Source organism: Mesorhizobium monacense, assembly GCF_056781675.1.
On sequence record NZ_CM165567.1, the window covers coordinates 1,935,376 to 1,953,561 of the forward strand.

The window sequence follows — 18,186 nt, forward strand, 5'->3', positions numbered from 1 at the left end:
GGATGAGGCGAAAATGTCGACTTTGCCGCTGCGAATCTCTCGGGATCAAATCAGCAGCAGGCCCTTCATCGAGGCGTTGCCGTTCCTGCCGATGATGATGTGGTCGTGGACGGCGATGCCGAGCGGTTTGGCGGTGTCGATGATCAGCTTGGTCATCTCGATGTCGGCGCGCGACGGCGTCGGGTCGCCAGATGGGTGGTTGTGCACCAGGATGATGGCGCTGGCCGAGAGTTCCAGCGCGCGCTTGATCACCTCGCGCGGATAGACCGGGGTGTGGTCGACGGTGCCGACCTGCTGCACCTCGTCGGCGATCAGCACGTTCTTCTTGTCGAGGAACAGGATGCGGAACTGCTCGCGGTTCTCGAAGGCCATTGCCGAGCGGCAATAGTCGAGAAGCTGCGTCCAGTTGGACAGGACCTCGCGGCCGCGGATCTCCCCGCGCGCCATGCGCTGCGCGGCAGCGGCAATCACCTTCAGGTCAGCGGCGACGGCCGGACCGATTCCCTTGACTTCCTGGAGCAGCGCCACCGGTGCGCCGAACACTTCGGCCATCGACCCGAAGCGCGCCAGCAGGGCCTTGGCAACCGGCTTTGTGTCGGCGCGAGGAATCAGCCTGAAGAGCAGGAGCTCCAGCAATTCATAGTCGGGCAAAGCGTCAGGGGCTGCGGCGAAGCGCTCACGCAGGCGGTCGCGATGGCCGTGATAGTGCGGCTTTTCCACCGCCGCGGCCTTCACCGGCGGTTCGCTCCACCGCTCGGAGAAGAATCCCCGCTCGTCGTCGCCGCTTTTCCCCATCGACCGCCCATATCCAGCTGACCGGAACAGACAGTAGAGCATGATTCTAAAAGGGGAAACCGACTCGCGATGGTTTTCAAGAAGAGCCGCCAGACGACGATGAGCTTGAACCTCGGTCCGCGCGGTCAGTCTCGGCGCGCAATGATCCAGTCGGCTGCCGCCGCGAGATCGGCGACGGTTGCGGTCGGGCGCGGGTCAAAGCGTTTCTCGTCGCCTTGCCGGTATTTGCCTGTCCGCACCAGCAATGCACTCGAAATTCCGGCGCGCAGGGCGCCAGCTATATCGGCCTCGGCGTCGTCACCGACCATGATCGCCTGATCCGGCGGACAGTTCATGCTTGCCAGAGCCGACAGAAAGAATGCCGGCGACGGCTTGCCGAGAACGGTTGCGCGTTTCAGGGAGGCATATTCCAATGCCGTGACGAACGGCCCTGCATCGAGGCTGAGCGCACCGTCGGCATCTCGAAACGTTCGGTTGGTGGCAAGGGCCAGCAGTTCGGCCCCCGCGTTCAACTCGCGGAACGCATCATTCAGGACCATGTAGGTGAAGGCCTCGCCGGCATCGCCGACGATGACGGCCCGCTTGTGGCGAACCGGCAGTCCGAAAAAGTCCGGCTCAAGGCCGGGGTGAACCAACAGATATGGCGCACGGCCATTGCGAAGAAGCCATTCGCGTGCTGCGTGCGCCGGGGTGAAAACATCCGCTTTGGTGACGGTCAGTCCCAGCGTTTCCAGATGTTGGAGAACCATCTGCTTCGACGAACGTGTCGTATTGCTCACGAAGCGCACGGCCAAGCCGGCCTGGCGCAAACGCGCAACGGCATCAACCCCGCCCGGTATGGCGGTTTCGCCATCATAGATGACGCCTGCGAGATCGAGCAGCACGCCTCTGGTCATCGCTCCAGCATGGCGAGAAGTTCGCCCTGCGTCAAAGCCGGGCGGATGTCAGTCAGGCTTTTGGGCGATATTCATCAGCCCGGCAGGCCTGGGCGGTCGAGTTTTTTCGGCGACAGCGTGAAGATCTCGCAACCGGTGTCGGTGACGCCGATCGTGTGCTCGTACTGCGCCGACAGCGAGCGGTCGCGCGTCACCGCCGTCCAGCCGTCCGACAGCACCTTTACGTGCGGCCGGCCGAGATTGATCATCGGCTCGACGGTGAAGATCATGCCCGGCCGCATTTCCACGCCTTCATTGGCGCTGCCATAGTGCAGGATGTTCGGCGCGTCATGGAATAACTGGCCGACGCCGTGGCCGCAGAAGTCGCGCACCACCGAGCAGCGTTCGGCCTCGGCATAGGTCTGGATGGCGGCGCCGATGGCGCCGGTGCGGGCGCCGGGCCTGATCGCGGCGATGCCGCGCATCAGGCATTCGTGGGTGACCTCGAGCAGCCGTTCGGCGGCGCGCTTGATGGTGCCCACCGGATACATGCGCGAGGAATCGCCGTGCCAGCCGTCGAGGATGTAGGTGACGTCGATGTTGACGATGTCGCCGTCCTTCAACGGCTTGTTGTCGGGGATGCCATGGCAGACGACGTGGTTGATCGAGGTGCAGGACGATTTGGTGTAGCCGCGATAGTTGAGCGTCGCCGGCAGCGCGCCGTGGTCCATGCCGAATTCGAAGACGAAGCGGTCGATGGTCTCGGTGGTGACGCCCGGCTCGACCATCGGCACCAGCTCGTCGAGGCAGCGTGCGGTGAGGTCGCAGGCCTTGCGCATGCCGGCAAAACCCTCTTCGCCATAGAGGCGGATCTGGCCGGTGTTCCTGAGCGGTGCCGTGGCGGCGTCGAGATAGGTGACCATTTTGTCCGTCTGTCGAGTGGAGGCTCCAAATGTGAGCCGGCGCGAAAATCTTCCCAGATTTGGCACCGGAAGCCGCAAGGTTCAAGGAGGAACTGTCGGCGGCGGGCAAAGGTCGGCGATATTCTTGCCTTTGTGACCTCAGCCTGTCCGGCCGCAGCGCTTTCCTTTCGCAGACCTGGCTTCGGCCGCCTTGTTTCTTCGATCCAGGCGCTGATCTGTATCGGGACCGTCTATTGGGCGATCGCCGCAACGCTCGCCATGACAGGAACGGCGGCGCTGGTCTTCGCGGCCATCTTTGCGGTGCCGTCGTTCTATGTCCTGACGATCGTCGTTCGCATGGCCTATGACGCCGAAACCGACCCGGCAAACCAATGAGCCCGCGCTTCAGCGCCGGCCTCTTCGGGCCACTTCGACCGCACTGACGTCACATTTCTGGAGCACAAGCCGGCCAAAGCAACTTTCACGACGACCGGCGTTGCCGCGCGGTGGGGCCGGTTCGGGAGCGATGGAATGGACAGATTGCAATTCGAGGTGCCGGTGCGCATTGCGCCCGCGCCCGGCTTGCCGGTCGAGGAAATCTACAGCGTCGAACAGGCGCTCGATTTCCTGCAGAATTGGCCGGCTCGTCGGCAGGGCAAGATCCATGAGGCCGCCTTCAACGCCTGTTTCGGCGCCACGGTGGACGTGGTCAAGACCGAGGACGCCTGCCGGGCGTTCATGACGTTCTGCCGCGTCAGCGGCCTGCTGGCCAGGGACATGATGGTTCCCGGCAAGCGTGGCGGCGAGGCGAAGGGATTGAGGATCTAGTCCGAACACTTGGCTCTCCGGTCGTCCACCGTTTGCACTTGCCTCGACCTCGATATCCCACCGCAAAATTGACAATGGACTTCGCCGTTAAGGTTCTGTTTCCAACCTCGCAGCTAGGCCAGTGACCATAGAGCAGCGTGTGATTCGTTGCGTCAGTGTCGTGGTCCAGAAGATGTCGTCAGCAAACGTGCGAGCCTTTCCAATAGACCGGCAGATGGTCCTGGTTCGCGATGTTGCCGCCAAGCTCGGCAATTTGCATGGCGACACGGCCACTTCCTTCTGGAAGGCCACCGCACGCGAACTCCTCGACCTCGCGATCGGGTCTGGTCACGATGCTACTTCCGCCAGCAATGAAGTGCGCCGGTTTTTCGCCGCTGTTCAAAAAGAGATGCATATGCCGGCGGGTGAGGTGGCTTAGCCCATTGCCAATCTGAATTGCCCGATTGCTCCGCCAACTACGAAGCAGCTTGACGGTCCCTAGATGTCCTTGTCCTTCGGCGGTTTCGACGCCAGCCGCGGGCCGGTCTTGGCGTCTGCGATCTCGGGGCTTGAGCTGTCGATAGCGCCGTCCCAGCCGCCGCCAAGCGCCTTGTTGAGGGCAATGTAGTCGGTGGCAATCAGGACGCGGCTTTGCAGGAGAGCGTCTTCGGCCGAATAGAGCGAGCGCTCCGCGTCCAGCACATCGAGAAGGCTGGTCTCGCCGGACTTGAAGAGCATCCGCTCCAGACGTGCCGCGTCGCCATAGGATTTCGCGGAAGAAGCTAACTTGCCGTTCCTGATGCGCTCCTGCGTCAGCGAAACGCTGGCGTTTTCGACGTCTTCGAGCGCCGTCAGGACGGAGGCTTTGTAAGCGATGAAATATTGGTCGCGCTGCGCCTCGGCGACGTCGACGGCGGCCTGCAACTTGCCGGCATTGAACAGCGGCACGCTGAGCGTCGGCCCGAAGGACCAGCCGATGGTGGAGTTCTTGCCGAGATCGCCGAGCTTGAAGGCGGAGGTGTCGATGTCGCCGGTCAGACTGACGCTTGGATAGCGCGCCGCCTCGGCCTGACCGATCCTGACGGTGTATTCGGCATACTGCCGCTCGGCCATACGCACGTCCGGCCGCGAGAGCAGGATATCGGCGGGAACGCCGGTCGAGATGGGCAGGCGCGGCGAGGGTATCGGCGCGCCGCGCTTCAATCGCTCGGTCAGCGCGGCCGGCGGCCGGCCGGTGAGCACCGAAAGGCGGTGTACCGCTTCGGCATAGCTCGCCTCCAATGTCGGGACATCGGCTTCGGTGCTGCTTGCCTGTCCCTTCGCTTTGGCGACATCGGCCGCCGTCACCGTGCCGGCTTCGGCCATGCTGCGGGTCAGCTCCGCCGTCTGCCTTTGCGACGCGGCCGCGCGGCGGGCGAGCTGGATACGCGCCTGATAGCCGCGCGCTTGGGTGTAATTGGAGGCGACATCGCCGACCAGGATCAGCAGCGTCGAGCGCAATTCCTCTTGCGCGGCATCCATCCCGTAGCGGGCTGCCTCGACGCTCCTGCGATTCGCCCCGAACAGGTCCAGCTCCCAACTGGCGTCGAAACCGGACTGGAACTGGCTGTACGCATCGCTGGCGGCTCCGCCCGAAGTGGTCGCGGCCGTCTTGTTGCGCGTGGCCGATCCGGAGCTGTCGGCGGACGGGAACAATGTCGCGGCACTCTGGCGGTAACTGGCGCGTGCCTCGCGAATCCGGGCCTTGGCGGTGGCGACGTCGAGATTGCCGGCAACCGCTGCTTCGACAAGCGTGTTCAATTCGGGGTCGCGCAGCCGCTGCCACCATTTGGACAATTGCGCCGGCCTGGCGGCCGTGGCTTTCTTCTGGCTGCTCCACGCAGCCTGCATCGGCAGAAGCGGCTTTTGATAGTCCGGACCGACGACGCAGCCGGCCAGTGTGGTCGCCGCCAGCGCCACGGCGCTCAGCTGCCTCCAGGTCGACCGACTGGCCGGCGCCGAGCTTCGGCCGGTCGTCCGGCTATTGGAGTCCTTACGCGTCATATCTTACCCTCAACTAGCATTGGTCATGGCCCCCGGCCCGGTATCCGTCGATACGGCCGGGGCATTCGTGAGGCCGCTGTCGGGCGACAACGAAGCCATGATTGGGCAGGCTGCCTTGATTGTTCAGTCAGCTTGAGGCGTCTGCCGCTTGCCCTTTGGCGGCGGATCGTTCGACCAGCAGCTTGCCGAGATGGCGGGCGAGGAAGCGCTGGATGTCGTCCATGAAGGTGTAGACCACCGGCACGTAGACGAGGCTGAGGACGGTCGAGGACAGCAGGCCACCAACCACGGCGATGGCCATCGGCGCGCGTGTCTCGGCGTCGGCGCCGATGCCGAGCGCGATCGGCAGCATGCCGGCGCCCATGGCGATCGAGGTCATGACGATCGGCCGGGCGCGCTTGCGGGCGGCGTCAAGCAACGCCTCGAAGCGGCTGAGGCCGCGCTCCTTCTCGGCGAGCAGCGCGTATTCGACAAGCAGGATCGAGTTCTTGGCTGCAATGCCCATCAGCATCAGCAGGCCGATCAGTGGTGACATGCCAAGCGCCTTGCCGGTGATCAACAGGAAACCGAGCGCGCCGCCGACGGACAGCGGCAGCGCGACCAGGATGGTCACCGGCTGCACGAAGCTGCGGAACAGAAGAACAAGCGTCAGGTACATCAGCAGGATGCCGGCGGCGATGGCGGTGGCGAAGCCCGAGAACAGCTCCTGCATGCGGGCGGCGTCGCCGCGCGCCAGTTCGTGCACGCCGGCCGGCAGGTCCTGCATGACCGGCAAGGCGCGGATGGCCGTGGTCGCCTGGCCGAGGGTCAAGCCGGAAAGATCCGCCTCGATGGTCGCGCTGCGGCTGCGGTCGACCCGCGTGATGCTGTTCGGGCCGGCGTTGAAGCCGATGTCGGCGACGGCGCCCAGCGGCACAGTGCCCTTGCTGCCGGTCAGCGGCAGCACTGCGAGCTTCGCCGGATCGTCGATGGCGCCGTCCGGCAGGGTGACGACGATCGACACCTGGCGGTCGCCGAGATTGAATTTCGCCAGGCTGGTGTCGGTATCGCCAATGGTGGCGATCTTGACCGTCGCGGCGATCTCGGTCGGCGTGATGCCAAGTTCAGCCGCCTTGGCGCTGTCGGGACGCACGATGAGTTCCGGTTTGGTCGTGGCGGCGGTCGAGGTCGGGTTGATCAGGCCAGAAACCGACTTCATCTGATCGACCAGCGCATCGCTCGCCTTCTCAAGTGCTGTGCCATCGTCGCCGACCAGAGTGATCGACACTTTGGCACCGGAAAAGCCGTCGGCGCCGAACTGGATGCGGGCGCCCGCAATGTCGTTGAGCTTGGGCGAGGCTTCGGCCTCGAATTCCTGCTGGCTGGCTGTGCGCTCAGTGCGCGGCTTGAGATTGACGGTGACGGTGGCGGTGCGCACTTCCGCCGAGCTCGAGCCCTGGTTCGGCCCGCCGCCCGAGGTGGCCGCCGTGCCGATGGTGGCAAAGATGCTGTCGACCGCCGGCTCGTCCTTGAGGCGCTTGGTGATGCTTTGCACCACGGCCGTCGTCTGTTCGATCGTCGAGCCCGGCTGCAGTTCGACGGAGATCATCGAGCGGCCGCGATCGGCCGCTGCCATGAATTCGGTCGGCAGTTTCGTCGCCAGCGCCATCGAGCCGGCGAAGAAGGCAATGCCGGCGAACAGCGTGATCCAGCGGTGGTTCAGCGCCTTGCGCAGCAGCCAGAGATAGGTCGGCACCCAGGCTGGCGTATCCTCCTCGCTGTGGCCGCCGGCACGCACCAGATAGGCGCCCATCAGCGGCGTGAGCATACGCGCCACCAGCAGCGAGAACAGCACCGAGACGCAGACGGCGATGGCGAAGCTCAGGAAGAACTTTCCGGGAATGCCGGGCATGAAGGCCACCGGCAGGAACACGGCGACGATGGTCGCGGTGGTCGCCACCACGGCAAGCCCGATCTCGTCGGCCGCCTCAATCGCCGCCTGGTAGGCGCTGGCGCCGGTCTGGCGCATATGGCGCACGATGTTCTCGATCTCGACGATGGCGTCGTCGACAAGGATGCCGACCACCAGCGACAGGGCAAGCAGAGTGATGTTGCTGAGCGAGATGTCGAAGGCTGCCATTACGGCGAAGGTCGGGATCAGCGACAGCGGCATGGCGACAGCCGACACCAGCGTCGCTCTGATGTCACGCAGGAACAGCCAGACGACGCCGACCGCGAGCAGGGCGCCCATCCACAGCGCTTCGAGCGCTGCATCGTAGCTTTCCTGCACGAAGCCGGATGAGGAGGTGACCTCGGTGAATTTCGCAGTGGTGGTCTTGGCGCCCATTTCGGCGATTGTGGCGCGCGCGGCCTTGACGACATCGATCTCGCTCGATCCGACCGACCTATAGACGTTGAAGGCAACGACCTGCCTGCCGTCGAGATAGGCGGCCTGGCGCGGCTTTTCCCAGCTGTCCACCACGGTGCCGAGATCGGAGAGCTTGACATCGCCGGCGCCTGAAAGCGCGATGCGGGTGTCGGCCAGCGCCTCGACGCTCGTGGCGCTGGCCAGCGTGCGCACGGACTGTTCCTGGCCGCCGATTGCGGTGCGGCCGCCCGGCTGGTTGACGTTGTTGGAGGCGAGCGTCTGGCTGACATCGCCAGCGCTGATGCCGAGCGCCGCCAGGCGGTCGGGATCGAGTTCGACGCGGATGACCCGGTCGACGCCGCCGGAACGGGTGATCTTGGAGACGCCGTCTGCGCCGAGCAAGGCCTTGGCGACGTCGTTGTCGATGTACCAGCTCAACGCATCGGGCGACATGGACGGCGCCTCAACCACATAGGTCAGCACCGAATTGCCAGTCGCGTTGACCTTGGCCACCACCGGTGTCTGGGCCGCGGCCGGCAGGCTGGACTGCACTTCGGATACGGCGTTGCGGACGTCGTTGGTGGCGGTCTCGGGATCGGTGCCGAGGGTGAACTCGACCGTGGTGACGGAAGAACCCTCGCTGATCGAGGTCGAGACGTCGTCGACACCTTCGAGCGTCGCCACGGCATTCTCGACCACGCGCGCGACCTGCACCTCCATCTCGCTCGGCGCGGCACCCGGCTGCGCCACCGTCACGGTGACCGTCGGCAGGTCGATGTCGGGCATGTTGTTGGTGCGCAGCTGCATGAAGCCGTAGAGGCCGGCAATCGTCAGCGACAGGAACAGCACGATGGTCGGAACCGGGTTGCGGATCGACCAGGAGGAAATGGCGTTCATTGTGCGCTCTCCGTCGAAGGCGCGGCAGCGCCGGCGTTGGCCTCGGCGGAGGCGACGCGAACCAGATTGCCGTCGCTGAGGAATCCAGCGCCGGCGACGACGACACGATCGCCTTCCGACAGGCCGCTTTCGATCGCGACCCGGCCGCTCTGGCGTGCGCCGGTTGCGACGGCGCGCGCGCTGACCTTGCCAGCACCATCGACGACGAAGACCGCCGGCTTGCCGTCACGCCAGACAAGGGCTGCTTCGGCGACGCTGAGCTGTTGCGAAGCAGCGGTCGCTATCGACACGCGTGCGAACATGCCGGGCTTGAGGCCCGACCCTTCGCCGAGGCCGACATAGACGGTGGCGAGCCGCGTGGTCGAATTGACCGTCTGAGCAATCGAGGAAACGCTGCCGGCAAAGCTGCGGCCGGAGGCGTCGGTGACGCTAGCGGTCTGGCCAGCCGAGATCGCCGCCAGGTCCTTCTCTGGGACGAGGACGCCGACCTCCAGCCTGCCGTCGCGGATGATCTTCATCAGTTCGGTGCCGGCCTGAACGATCGAGCCGGCGACGGCAGGCTTGCTGGAGATGATGCCGTCGAAGGGGGCACGGATGGTCGTCCGGTCGAGTTCGGCTTGCAATCTCTCTGCGGCGGCCTCGGCCTGTTCGACCTGCGCCTGGCCGGTCTTGACGGCGGTTGCTTTCTCTTCCGCCGTCTCGGCGCTGACGGCGTTGCTGGCCAGCAACTTTTCGGCGCGCGCAGCGGAGGAGATCGCCGAGGTCAGCGTCGCTTGGGCTTGCGCGACCGCGGCCTTCTGCTCGGCGAGCTGGGCCTTGAGCAGCGAGGCGTCAAGGCGCGCGACGACATCGCCCGTCTTCACGCGGTCGCCCTCGGCCACCAGGATTTCGGTCAGGCGCAACCCGCTCTCTTCTGCACCGATCGTTGCTTCCTGCCAGGCAGCGACCGTGCCGGTGGCGCTGACGGAGGACGTGATGGCGTCGGAACGGACCGTCTCGGTGGAGACGGTCAGCGTGGCAGCCTGAACCGGCGCGGCCGCTTGCGCGGTGGGTTCGGCCGTGCCGCGGCCATAGGCGTTGAGCACCGCGACAACGCCGGCCGCGACCAAAACCGCTACGAGGAGAAGATGGCTCTTACGCAATTTTCTGGTCATGATCTTTAGTGCTCAAACGTGTGGAAATCGGAAGCGACAGGCGGTAGGCGGCGAAGCTCAGCCGGATCGCGCCCTTCAGCGTGTCCGCAAGCAGGGCCGGTGGCGTGACGCGGGTGCCATGACTGGTCGGCAGGACCGGACCGATCGGCAGGGACGGCGGACCCATCGACGCGATCAGCCGCAGCATCATCAGCGCTTCCCACATTGTCGTGCTTTCGTGGTTCGATGGCGGCCGGGCGAACCGGCCGCCATTTTGGGAGAAAGAGACCGGCCGGCCCGAGAACGGGTGGGTCAACGGGCCGGCCGGCGCAGCCGGTCAGAGTTGCTCGCCATCGCGGGGCGGCGGCAGCTGTCTGCCATGGCCAGGGAGACCTCCGGGGCCGGCTGCGTCGTCCGGCGGGCCGCCCCAAGGACCGGGGGGTGGTCCGTGCGGCCGTTCCGCCGAAGCGTGGATTTCGAGCTGTTCGGGCGTCAGCCTGGTGCGGAGTGCTGTGATCGCATCCTTCAGCTTGCCGGCTGCGACCGCGCGCTTCGTGATGTCGTCGGCGAGCCTTTCCTGACGGGCGAAGGGATCGCGCGGTGCCTGGGCCGCGCTGCCATCGGGGCCGGGCTTGCCGGCGTCGGGGCCGCGTCCACCGGAGCCGCCCGGGCCATGATCGGGCCGCGGTGGGGTCAGCGTCTCCTGCAGCGCGCTGGTGTAGTCGCGCCAGGCGTCGAGTTGCTCGGTCCGAATGCCAACCTTGGTTTCGAGCGCTGAAAGCCTAGCTGCCAGCATGAATTCCGGCGGCGGTCCCATGCGCTGCGCGCCGAAGCGCTGCGGGCCAAAACCTTCCGGCCCGTGCCGCATCGGCCCGTGCGCACCGGGTCGGGGCATCGGGGGCTGGTCCGGGCTGTCCTGCATGGCCACCATTGGCGGTTCGTCGCTGGAGGGGGCGCCAGGGTCGGCCTGCTGCGCCAGCGCCGGATGAATGGCCGCGACAGAGAAGAGGCCGAGGGCAAAAAGTCTGCTTCGCATGATGTTTTTCCTTTCCCACATGCTTCGGATGGCTGGAGGATAGGAGGCGTCTTTTGCCGCTTTGCTTCGGCGCGTTGCCGAAGGTTTCCACAAAAGGGAGATTTGTTTCCGAATGTTTCTGTTCGCCTGCCGGAAACATTCGGTTGCAATTTTCCATGCCGTTCGCCTGCGGCTCTCCCTATAATCAAAAGCGAACAGGCAACCGGGCAAAGAATGCAGGCACAATCCCATATCCTTGTCGTCGACGACGACCGCGAGATCAGGACGCTTCTCGGGCGCTATCTCGACGGGCAGGGCTTTCGCGTCTCAGAGGCGGCCGACCGGCGCGAATGCGAGCAGAAGCTCGGCACAGGCCAGTTCGACCTGATCGTGCTTGATGTCATGCTGCCCGACGGCTCGGGGCTCGATATCTGCCGCGCCTTGCGCGACCGAAAACCGCATATTCCGGTGATCCTGCTGACGGCGCTGAAGGAAGACGTCGACCGCATCATCGGGCTGGAGCTTGGCGCCGACGACTATCTCGGCAAGCCGTTCAATCCGCGCGAGCTCACCGCCCGTATCCGCGCCGTGCTGCGGCGCTCGGCGCCGGAAGAGGCCGCCCCGCCGCGTGTGCGCGTCTACCAGTTCGCCGGCTACCGGCTGGAACCGGATACGCGCAAGGTGACGGATGCCGAAGGCAGGCTTGTCGATCTTACCGGTGCCGAGTTCGACCTGCTGCAGGTCTTCCTCGACCGTCCCGGCCGGTTGCTGTCGCGCGACCAGCTTCTCGACCTGACGCAAGGCCGCGAGCGCGATCCGCTCGACCGTTCCGTCGACGTGCTGATGAGCCGGCTGCGCCGCAAGTTCGGCGATACGGGCGAAGGACCTCTGTTCAAGACCGTGCGCAATGGCGGCTACCAGCTCACCGCGCGCGTCGAGACTGCGGAGGCCGAGGCATGAAGTCGCTGCGCCGACGCCTGATCATCCTCTTGGTCGTTTCGATCGTCGGCGTCGTCGGCCTTGCAACGATCGTCGCCATCAAAGTGCTTGGCGGGCCGTCCCCCGAGTTGAGCATGGGTCCGGTCGCCCGACAGATCCAGTTGATGGTGCAACTGGTCCCGGGCCACGTGCCGGGCGCCGGCGACGCGCCGGTCAATGTGAGTGATCATCCCGCCGATGGCGTCGAAGACCAAAGGCACACGCATGTGCTCAACCACATCCTGCAAGAGATCGGCGTCAATGCGTCCGCGGTTGTAACCCGCAACATAGGCGGGCCCGGCATGGTCGCCTCCGTCGCCTTGCCCGAGAACCGATGGATGATCGTCGACGCCCCCGATTTCGGGCCGCCGCGAGATGCCTGGTTCGTGCTCTCGGGCTGGATCACGCTGATCGTGCTCGGCGCCACCGCGGTGTCGGTCTATTTCACCGCCGTGCTGGTGCGGCCGCTGGAGATGCTGGAGACCGCCGTCAGCAAGATCGGCTCGGACGGTGTGCTGGCGACGGTGCCTGAGGAAGGGTCGGCCGAGGTCAGGGCAACGGCGCATGCGCTAAACCAGCTCTCCGCCAGGCTGAAGACGGCGATGGAGAGCCGCATGCGCCTGGTCGCCGCCGCCGGGCATGATCTCAGAACACCGATGACGCGGATGCGGCTGCGGGCCGAATTCCTCGACGACGACCGCGACAAATGGCTTCACGACCTCGACGAGCTCGACCGCATCGCCGACAGCGCCATCCGGCTGGTGCGCGAGGAGGTCAACCAGGATGCGGTCGAGCCGGTCGACCTGGCAAAGCTGGTCCGCGAAATTGCCGCCGAAGTGCGGTCGCTCGGACATGCGGTATCGACCGATCATTTGGAAAAGGTCTCGGTCAGGGCAGGTTCGCTCGGCCTTCGCCGCGCCTTGCGCAATTTGATCGTCAACGCCGCCACGCACGGCAAGGGCTGCAGCGTTTCGCTGGCCGCCACCGGCGATCAGGCCGTGCTGACGATTGCCGACAGCGGCCCCGGCATCCCGCCGGAGTTGCTCGCCAAGGCGTTCGAGCCGTTCTTTCGCGTCGATCCCGGCCGCCGCCAGTCCGTTCCCGGCGCCGGCCTCGGTCTCGCCATCGCCAAGGAAATCATCGAGCGCTACGGCGGCACCATCACGCTGGAGAACCGGACGGGTGGCGGCCTTTCCCAGAAGGTGGTCTTTGCCGCTGTTTCCTAGGGCGGTCAGGCTTTGCGCCGTTCAGGAAGTGCTCGAGAGCAAACTGAAATGGCCAGCCGACACCCCGACTGGCTGGTGGTAACCGACGGCGAGTTGTCGCCGTGCCATCCGCCGTTCGCCTTGGCGGGCTCTTTGCAAGGTCAGTCTCGCAACAGCCAGCACGGTTATCATTGAACCGTCACCAGAGGAGGTCTCAATGGTTTCCGCGATTGCAAGTCAACATCGGCATATATCGGAAAATCAACTGAAGGCGGGAAAGCCGGAAACAGGTGAAGGATTTGCGCCGGGCAACAGCGCCGACAGCGTCGGACATCGCGCCAAGGCGATGGTTGCCGAAACCGGCGACACGGATCCTGGTGCGCAAGGTCGCGCGGCATCGACGATCGCCAGAATGGACATCACAGTCTTGACGCCGCCGCCCGAAGAAGCGCCAGCGGAGTAGGCTGGTAGGACCGCCGCTGACCAAGCAATTCCAGGAAAAGTGTGAAACGGTTTTCCGTCCGGAATTGCGTCAAAACAGAGAAATAGAGCGGTTCTGCGTTTCCGTGAAACGATGAACCGCTCAAGACGTGGCGTTGGCCAATGACGGCACCGACTGGAGGATGAAGAACGGCCTTCAGCGCGCGCCCGCGCGGCGCGCGCAGGCCGGACCGGGGCCGCGCATATAGTGGAGCTCCGGCCGGTAGCGCGGTGCAACGAATTCGCGAATGGCCGATGCCAAGCGAGTGATCAAAGCCCAATGTTCCGTCACCCAATCTCTGCAATACGCCGCTGCAGGAGGCTGTTCATTTCCGGTTTTTGTCTGGGCAATCCACAGTCTCGCGGCCATCGATGCGCTCCCTATGACCTTGTGACGCCCGGCGGACATGGTGGCAAAGTCCGCGACGCCGACGTCGATACGGTCTCGGGTGGTGGACCGCTCGAACAAAAGACCGAACCGGATTGGGTCGCAGTCAGAAATTCCCATGAGGTGACGGACGACCAGAGGGCTACCCCTACGGCGGTGGCCAAGAACACTGCGGGAAGGGCGAACAGAAGCTTACGCGACATCATTGTCCCAACCTCACACGCCGGTATCGATGTGGAACAAGGTCTTCGCGCCCGGCGTGTCTAAAGCTGTTGAAGCAAGAACCGTGCCACGCTTGCTCGGGTGCGACAGCTGTCAGGGCAAGATCGCGCGCTGGCGGGCTCCCTTGCGACCTTTAACCCGGTCTGAGCTGCAATCGATCCAACGCCAAGGAAGCTTGCCTTGCAGCGAAAGGGAACGAAATTCAGAGCGTTAGCGTTCAATAGGCGATGGCATTAGGTGGGGCTGTGCATGATGATGAGCTCTCTTCGTGAAAAGCCTACTCTTACATTCCACACAGAGGCGGAACGCCACGCCCGGCTCGAAAAGAACGCGCGTCTGAGGGAGCTTCGATCTCATGCGTCTTGGATAGTGCTCGATCCTGATGCTCCGTTTCATGATGAGATCGATTGTTCCGCCATCTTTGAGGAAAAGACTTCGCGCAAGTGGTAACCCTTCGGTAGTTGCGTGCGGGACGCCTCAGCCACGCAGGATGGGGGCCAGCCGGAAGTTGGCGCGGCTCTGGGACTGGAAGGCGCCGGCCCTGCCCCACAATGGGTCATTTGCCGCTGGCACCAGAATTGCAGCGTTAGCATCGCCGAGTCTTGGGGCTCGGCGATCAGGGGTGAGTGGGGCCCCGCCGCTTCGCAAATGGAGCGGCGGGGTTTTCTGCTCTATGGGCTATTTTAGCAACCCTGCAACAAAAGCCAGGGCGGACCGTTTGCAATTTGCCAGATACCACACTCTGGCTACCTCAGACCCTCCCGCTGGCTTCGGCCGGCGGGCTTTTTCGGGGAGACGAAGCCGCCCTGCAATGGAACGCAACTGAAGCTGCAGCGTTCAGTGTCTCGGCCCGACACGTCAGCTAGCGGATTTCGGCACCAGCAAATGAAAAAGGCCTACGAGAAACCCTCGCTCGTGAGGCGCGAGAAGCTCACCGAGATGACCGCTCAAATCGTCGTTTCGGGGGTGACCATCTTCACTGCAAATCAACCATCTGATGGTCGCTCGGCTGGCTGATCAGGCCTTGCTGCGCTTCGCGGCAGGGTCAACTCACTTTTCGTCTTTATAGGATTTGGCGGCCTCATCGATCTTTCGCCAATCGTTGCCGTGTCGACGCACAAGCTCTCTTGCCTGGTTCGGCGAGACGTCATGCATTTCGACAACGTGGCTCACTTCCGCCTCCTCGCCTTTTAGCGGGCGCGTGCGGGGCTTCCTAGGCGGCCGAGTTGCGTGATCTCGTCTTGGCATGAACACTCTCTCCGGCTCCGGGTTAACCGGCCAGCATTAGAAAGGTTTCATATAGGAGACGAGCTACTGTCTCGCCGGCAGCGCCAGCACCATGATCGCGATAGTGGTGCGGAACTGGGTTGTGGTATGTCGGCGAAAGGCCTGACACCCAGTGCAGTGTTAACCACGTTGCTATGTTAGGTCGAACCCACGGTGTGTCGTTGCCGTTGCGGACCATGGAAGATCACAAAGCGAGATTCCGCTATCGCCCCGAACCGTCGGGTACTTGGAGGGAGCACCTCCTTGTCGGTAGGACCTGGCAGCGCGCCAAGGTGGCCTGCGACCAGCTGAGGCGCATCTACGACAAAAGGCTGGAGGGTCGATCGCGTGGCAGCAGGGGAAGGCCCCCAGCCGATCCGGCAGACCGTGTCGACGATCTCATTTCATCCATCCGAAAGAGCCGCGGCTAGCCGAGAAACCGACGCGGATCGCTCATGGAAGATGGCCGGCGCCCATTGGGCGGGGGGCTTTGGGGTGAAAGGCGCCGGCCAGGCGGGCAATCAAGTCCGCGGCCTGGGTAAGCTAGCACATGGGCCGTCAGGACGTATGGCGTGATCGCGAAAGCCGTCCATGTCGCGCTGCTTGTAGCCAGACGGCGCCGACGAACATTAGAGCGGTGATGGCGGCGATGTAGACGCCGACGAAGGTCACCGAGCCCATTCCCGCCCCTGGACTAGCGTCGCGACCTGTATCGCAAACCAGATGAAGGGCACCGACGGGAACGGAAGTGCGGCGATCCGGTTTCAGAATTGGAGGAAACTGGACATGCAAAACAAAATCAAAGATCCGCCACCGAAGCCCGACCCGAAGAAAAAGACACCTGTCCGTCCCGACAAGGAAGCGTCGCCAGAGCCTGAGCATGTCGACCCGCCACCGCGCGATGTACGAGAGGCACCGGCGCCAAATCCAAACGGCGATAAGAAGTCCTGACCATCCGGCACGACGTAACGAAGCGCGTGAAGCGGACTACATTCCCGGACCTTTGAGCTGACCGTGAGGATCGTCGCGGGCATGGCAAGAGGATGCTAATATAGGTACGAAACGTGAAAACCGGGTTCACCACGCTTGGTCTCTGGGAACCTTTTATCCGCGAGCCGCTTTGTCTGCATGTCCCAAGCCGTCGAACCACCCATATTGCCAAAGGGTAGCCCAGATCGGGACGTCAACTGTGAAGTAGCCTTGGAAGTCGCATTTGCAGCCCTGGTGACCGCCTCGGAAGCGCAGGGGTGGACGCCACGCGAAACAGCTGCAGCGCTACTGACAATCGCTACGGAGCATGCCCAGCAGTTCAGGCTTGTGCCGGCTGAGCCGCCAAGGTGGCGAACGCGAAGAGGTATATTGATCGCGTGGGCCACGCTCGTCCTTTTGCTGTGTGCGGCCATCGTTTGGTGGCTGCTTAGGTGAGCGATCAATCGCGGCCGGCGTCGCACCACGGGAAGCGCCTGGCGGCGCCCGGCGAGCCTCTCAACCGAGGGCGCCGATCAGTTGAAAGGATCGTTGGCGTTGCTGTTCGGCTGCACGAACGGGTTGCTGTTGTGGTTGCGAACGCCGCACGACGATTTCGGCAACAGATCGCGGAGGGATTGCGGCATCCTATGCGGGATCCTGCTACAATCCCCCATGGCCCCCCGAATAGTGGTTGTCCTGGCGCTTCTTTTCGCCCTCGCCTACGGATTTGCAAAACTCGTGGAACGTTATGGCGGCGTTGGCGATCGGCCGTCGCCGTGTGAACAAGGGGCAACCCTTGATTGCCCCGACCCGAATACGTCGCCACCTGAACCTAAGCCTTCTTGAGCCTACCCCAGCGCCGCCGCGGGGAAAGTTGCCCGCTGTCACTCAGCCTTCAATACCTGGTGTCTGATCAACCAGTCGCGAATGATCATTCGCACGGCTTCAGGTCGCGAAACGCTGTGCTCGGCAACGAATTGATCGACGCCCGCGAGCATGTCCGGTTGAAGGCGGACCATAATCGGAACACCCTTACCAGTTGGGGCCGGACCGCGCCGTTTCTTTGATACCACGGTTTCTTGCTTTGACATAAAAACTCTGATATCAGAATTCCGGTTCTTGCGGAAGCACCAGGCCTCACACGAAACCGAATTGGAGAAGAATCCGATGCCGTGTGGATCGAAGTCATGAGCGCCGAGCAGAACGCCAAACCAGCGTAGGGCAGGGTGCGAAGGCTGCTGGGTAGGGGCTTGCGGTCGCCTTATGTGCCTCCACGCCTAGCTGCCAGGTTTCCTGCACGGTGACGGAGCCAGAACAAGTGGTTCACTCGCTCATATTTTGAAGGGCCTTGTGTTCGACGATTTCGACGCAGCGCAGGTTGAGCAGGCGAATGACGCCTCTTTCCTTGAGCTTGGTGAAAACGCGCGACACGGTCTCGATGGTGAGGCCGAGATAGTCGCCGATATCCATTCGCGACATGGGCAGCTCTACCTGACGCAGCCCCCCTTGGCGCTCTGCCATATCGACCAGGAACGCCGCGACGCGCTCGATGGCGTTCTGGCGACCGAGGACCAGGAGGTGTTCCTGTGCCCTTGTCAGGCCTTTGAGCGCCAACGGCAGCAGTTGACCAGACATGTCAGCCCCGGCAGCAAGACGGAATACGCGGACGCCGGTGGCGCTGATCGCTTCGGCGAAGAAATGATGCGTCGTGCCGGCTTCGAAGCCGAATGTCTCTCCGGCCAGGTGGAAGAAGCTGAGCGGCTGCAGCAGCGTGGGATGGAATACCTCCGACGGGTGCGGCTGAGGCGTCCGTGACTGTGCTGCGATTCGGGAGGTCGTGTAGGCGTGCATGGCTGTTTCCCCG

17 protein-coding genes are annotated in these 18,186 nt (G+C 63.9%); 8 read left to right on the forward strand and 9 right to left on the reverse strand.

Features of this window, described 5'->3' with window-relative positions; translation table 11 throughout:
* Positions 1-45 precede the first annotated feature (45 nt).
* The 3 genes from radC to map all read right to left on the reverse strand — a co-directional run bounded on the left by radC (position 46) and on the right by map (position 2,593).
* Positions 46-795, reverse strand: a complete 750-nt coding sequence (gene radC, locus AC1RUK_RS09055) for a RadC family protein (RefSeq protein WP_481835891.1) — start codon at positions 793-795, stop codon at positions 46-48.
* Positions 796-920: 125 nt separating this feature from the next.
* Entirely contained in the window at positions 921-1,691 is a 771-nt protein-coding gene (locus tag AC1RUK_RS09060; protein ID WP_481835890.1) for a TIGR01458 family HAD-type hydrolase, read from the reverse strand.
* 74 nt (positions 1,692-1,765) lie between these two features.
* A complete protein-coding gene (gene map / locus AC1RUK_RS09065) occupies positions 1,766-2,593 on the reverse strand; it encodes a type I methionyl aminopeptidase (protein ID WP_481835889.1) in 828 nt (275 codons plus the stop codon).
* 132 nt (positions 2,594-2,725) lie between these two features.
* Here map and AC1RUK_RS09070 point away from each other — a divergent pair, with 132 nt between their 5' ends.
* The 3 genes from AC1RUK_RS09070 (at position 2,726) to AC1RUK_RS09080 (ending at position 3,818) form a co-directional block, all read left to right on the forward strand.
* The gene (locus tag AC1RUK_RS09070) at positions 2,726-2,968 is read left to right on the forward strand and encodes a hypothetical protein (protein ID WP_481835888.1); all 243 of its coding nucleotides are present in this window, start codon (positions 2,726-2,728) and stop codon (positions 2,966-2,968) included.
* Between the two features lie 135 nt (positions 2,969-3,103).
* A complete protein-coding gene (locus AC1RUK_RS09075) occupies positions 3,104-3,400 on the forward strand; it encodes a DUF982 domain-containing protein (protein ID WP_436172056.1) in 297 nt (98 codons plus the stop codon).
* Between the two features lie 121 nt (positions 3,401-3,521).
* Positions 3,522-3,818, forward strand: a complete 297-nt coding sequence (locus tag AC1RUK_RS09080) for a DUF6074 family protein (protein ID WP_481835887.1) — start codon at positions 3,522-3,524, stop codon at positions 3,816-3,818.
* A gap of 59 nt (positions 3,819-3,877) precedes the next feature.
* Here AC1RUK_RS09080 and AC1RUK_RS09085 read toward each other — a convergent pair whose 3' ends face one another.
* The 5 genes from AC1RUK_RS09085 to AC1RUK_RS09105 all read right to left on the reverse strand — a co-directional run bounded on the left by AC1RUK_RS09085 (position 3,878) and on the right by AC1RUK_RS09105 (position 10,835).
* On the reverse strand, positions 3,878-5,347 hold the full coding sequence (locus AC1RUK_RS09085; protein ID WP_481839540.1) for an efflux transporter outer membrane subunit: 1,470 nt from the start codon (positions 5,345-5,347) through the stop codon (positions 3,878-3,880).
* A 202-nt stretch (positions 5,348-5,549) separates the two neighbouring features.
* Positions 5,550-8,666, reverse strand: coding sequence for an efflux RND transporter permease subunit (locus AC1RUK_RS09090; RefSeq protein ID WP_481835886.1), 3,117 nt, complete (start codon positions 8,664-8,666; stop codon positions 5,550-5,552).
* Positions 8,663-9,820: an efflux RND transporter periplasmic adaptor subunit gene (locus AC1RUK_RS09095; RefSeq protein WP_481835885.1), complete on the reverse strand. Its 1,158-nt coding sequence runs from the start codon at positions 9,818-9,820 to the stop codon at positions 8,663-8,665. Before AC1RUK_RS09095 ends, AC1RUK_RS09090 begins: the two co-directional genes overlap by 4 nt.
* On the reverse strand, positions 9,801-10,025 hold the full coding sequence (locus tag AC1RUK_RS09100; protein WP_481840223.1) for a hypothetical protein: 225 nt from the start codon (positions 10,023-10,025) through the stop codon (positions 9,801-9,803). The genes AC1RUK_RS09095 and AC1RUK_RS09100 overlap by 20 nt, the downstream gene beginning before the upstream one ends.
* Before the next feature lie 111 nt (positions 10,026-10,136).
* Positions 10,137-10,835 carry a hypothetical protein gene (locus AC1RUK_RS09105; protein WP_481835883.1) on the reverse strand — a complete coding sequence of 233 codons (699 nt, stop codon included), beginning with the start codon at positions 10,833-10,835 and terminating at the stop codon, positions 10,137-10,139.
* Between the two features lie 213 nt (positions 10,836-11,048).
* On the opposite strand from AC1RUK_RS09105, the gene AC1RUK_RS09110 reads away from it, so the two are divergent.
* The 5 genes from AC1RUK_RS09110 (at position 11,049) to AC1RUK_RS09130 (ending at position 16,304) form a co-directional block, all read left to right on the forward strand.
* Positions 11,049-11,774, forward strand: coding sequence for a response regulator (locus tag AC1RUK_RS09110; protein WP_481835882.1), 726 nt, complete (start codon positions 11,049-11,051; stop codon positions 11,772-11,774).
* Positions 11,771-13,018: an ATP-binding protein gene (locus AC1RUK_RS09115; protein ID WP_481835881.1), complete on the forward strand. Its 1,248-nt coding sequence runs from the start codon at positions 11,771-11,773 to the stop codon at positions 13,016-13,018. The genes AC1RUK_RS09110 and AC1RUK_RS09115 overlap by 4 nt, the downstream gene beginning before the upstream one ends.
* 196 nt (positions 13,019-13,214) lie before the next feature.
* Complete coding sequence (locus tag AC1RUK_RS09120; RefSeq protein ID WP_481835880.1) at positions 13,215-13,460, forward strand: hypothetical protein; 246 nt, start codon at positions 13,215-13,217, stop codon at positions 13,458-13,460.
* A gap of 1,512 nt (positions 13,461-14,972) precedes the next feature.
* Positions 14,973-15,104, forward strand: a complete 132-nt coding sequence (locus tag AC1RUK_RS09125; protein WP_481835879.1) for a hypothetical protein — start codon at positions 14,973-14,975, stop codon at positions 15,102-15,104.
* A gap of 1,035 nt (positions 15,105-16,139) precedes the next feature.
* Entirely contained in the window at positions 16,140-16,304 is a 165-nt protein-coding gene (locus AC1RUK_RS09130) for a hypothetical protein (protein ID WP_404281932.1), read from the forward strand.
* Positions 16,305-17,645: 1,341 nt separating this feature from the next.
* Here AC1RUK_RS09130 and AC1RUK_RS09135 read toward each other — a convergent pair.
* Positions 17,646-18,173 (reverse strand): helix-turn-helix domain-containing protein, encoded by a 528-nt coding sequence (locus AC1RUK_RS09135; RefSeq protein ID WP_481835878.1) that lies wholly within the window; start codon positions 18,171-18,173, stop codon positions 17,646-17,648.
* Positions 18,174-18,186: the final 13 nt, after the last annotated feature.

Coding starts and splice junctions, on each gene's coding strand:
- AC1RUK_RS09115 (WP_481835881.1), top strand. CDS start 11,771: ATGAAGTCGCTGCGCCGACGCCTGATCATCCTCTTGGTCGTTTCGATC.
- AC1RUK_RS09135 (WP_481835878.1), bottom strand. CDS start 18,173: ATGCACGCCTACACGACCTCCCGAATCGCAGCACAGTCACGGACGCCT.
- AC1RUK_RS09090 (WP_481835886.1), bottom strand. CDS start 8,666: ATGAACGCCATTTCCTCCTGGTCGATCCGCAACCCGGTTCCGACCATC.
- AC1RUK_RS09075 (WP_436172056.1), top strand. CDS start 3,104: ATGGACAGATTGCAATTCGAGGTGCCGGTGCGCATTGCGCCCGCGCCC.
- AC1RUK_RS09110 (WP_481835882.1), top strand. CDS start 11,049: ATGCAGGCACAATCCCATATCCTTGTCGTCGACGACGACCGCGAGATC.
- AC1RUK_RS09125 (WP_481835879.1), top strand. CDS start 14,973: ATGAAAAAGGCCTACGAGAAACCCTCGCTCGTGAGGCGCGAGAAGCTC.
- AC1RUK_RS09095 (WP_481835885.1), bottom strand. CDS start 9,820: ATGACCAGAAAATTGCGTAAGAGCCATCTTCTCCTCGTAGCGGTTTTG.
- map (WP_481835889.1), bottom strand. CDS start 2,593: ATGGTCACCTATCTCGACGCCGCCACGGCACCGCTCAGGAACACCGGC.
- AC1RUK_RS09130 (WP_404281932.1), top strand. CDS start 16,140: ATGCAAAACAAAATCAAAGATCCGCCACCGAAGCCCGACCCGAAGAAA.
- AC1RUK_RS09105 (WP_481835883.1), bottom strand. CDS start 10,835: ATGCGAAGCAGACTTTTTGCCCTCGGCCTCTTCTCTGTCGCGGCCATT.
- AC1RUK_RS09100 (WP_481840223.1), bottom strand. CDS start 10,025: ATGTGGGAAGCGCTGATGATGCTGCGGCTGATCGCGTCGATGGGTCCG.
- radC (WP_481835891.1), bottom strand. CDS start 795: ATGGGGAAAAGCGGCGACGACGAGCGGGGATTCTTCTCCGAGCGGTGG.
- AC1RUK_RS09120 (WP_481835880.1), top strand. CDS start 13,215: ATGGTTTCCGCGATTGCAAGTCAACATCGGCATATATCGGAAAATCAA.
- AC1RUK_RS09060 (WP_481835890.1), bottom strand. CDS start 1,691: ATGACCAGAGGCGTGCTGCTCGATCTCGCAGGCGTCATCTATGATGGC.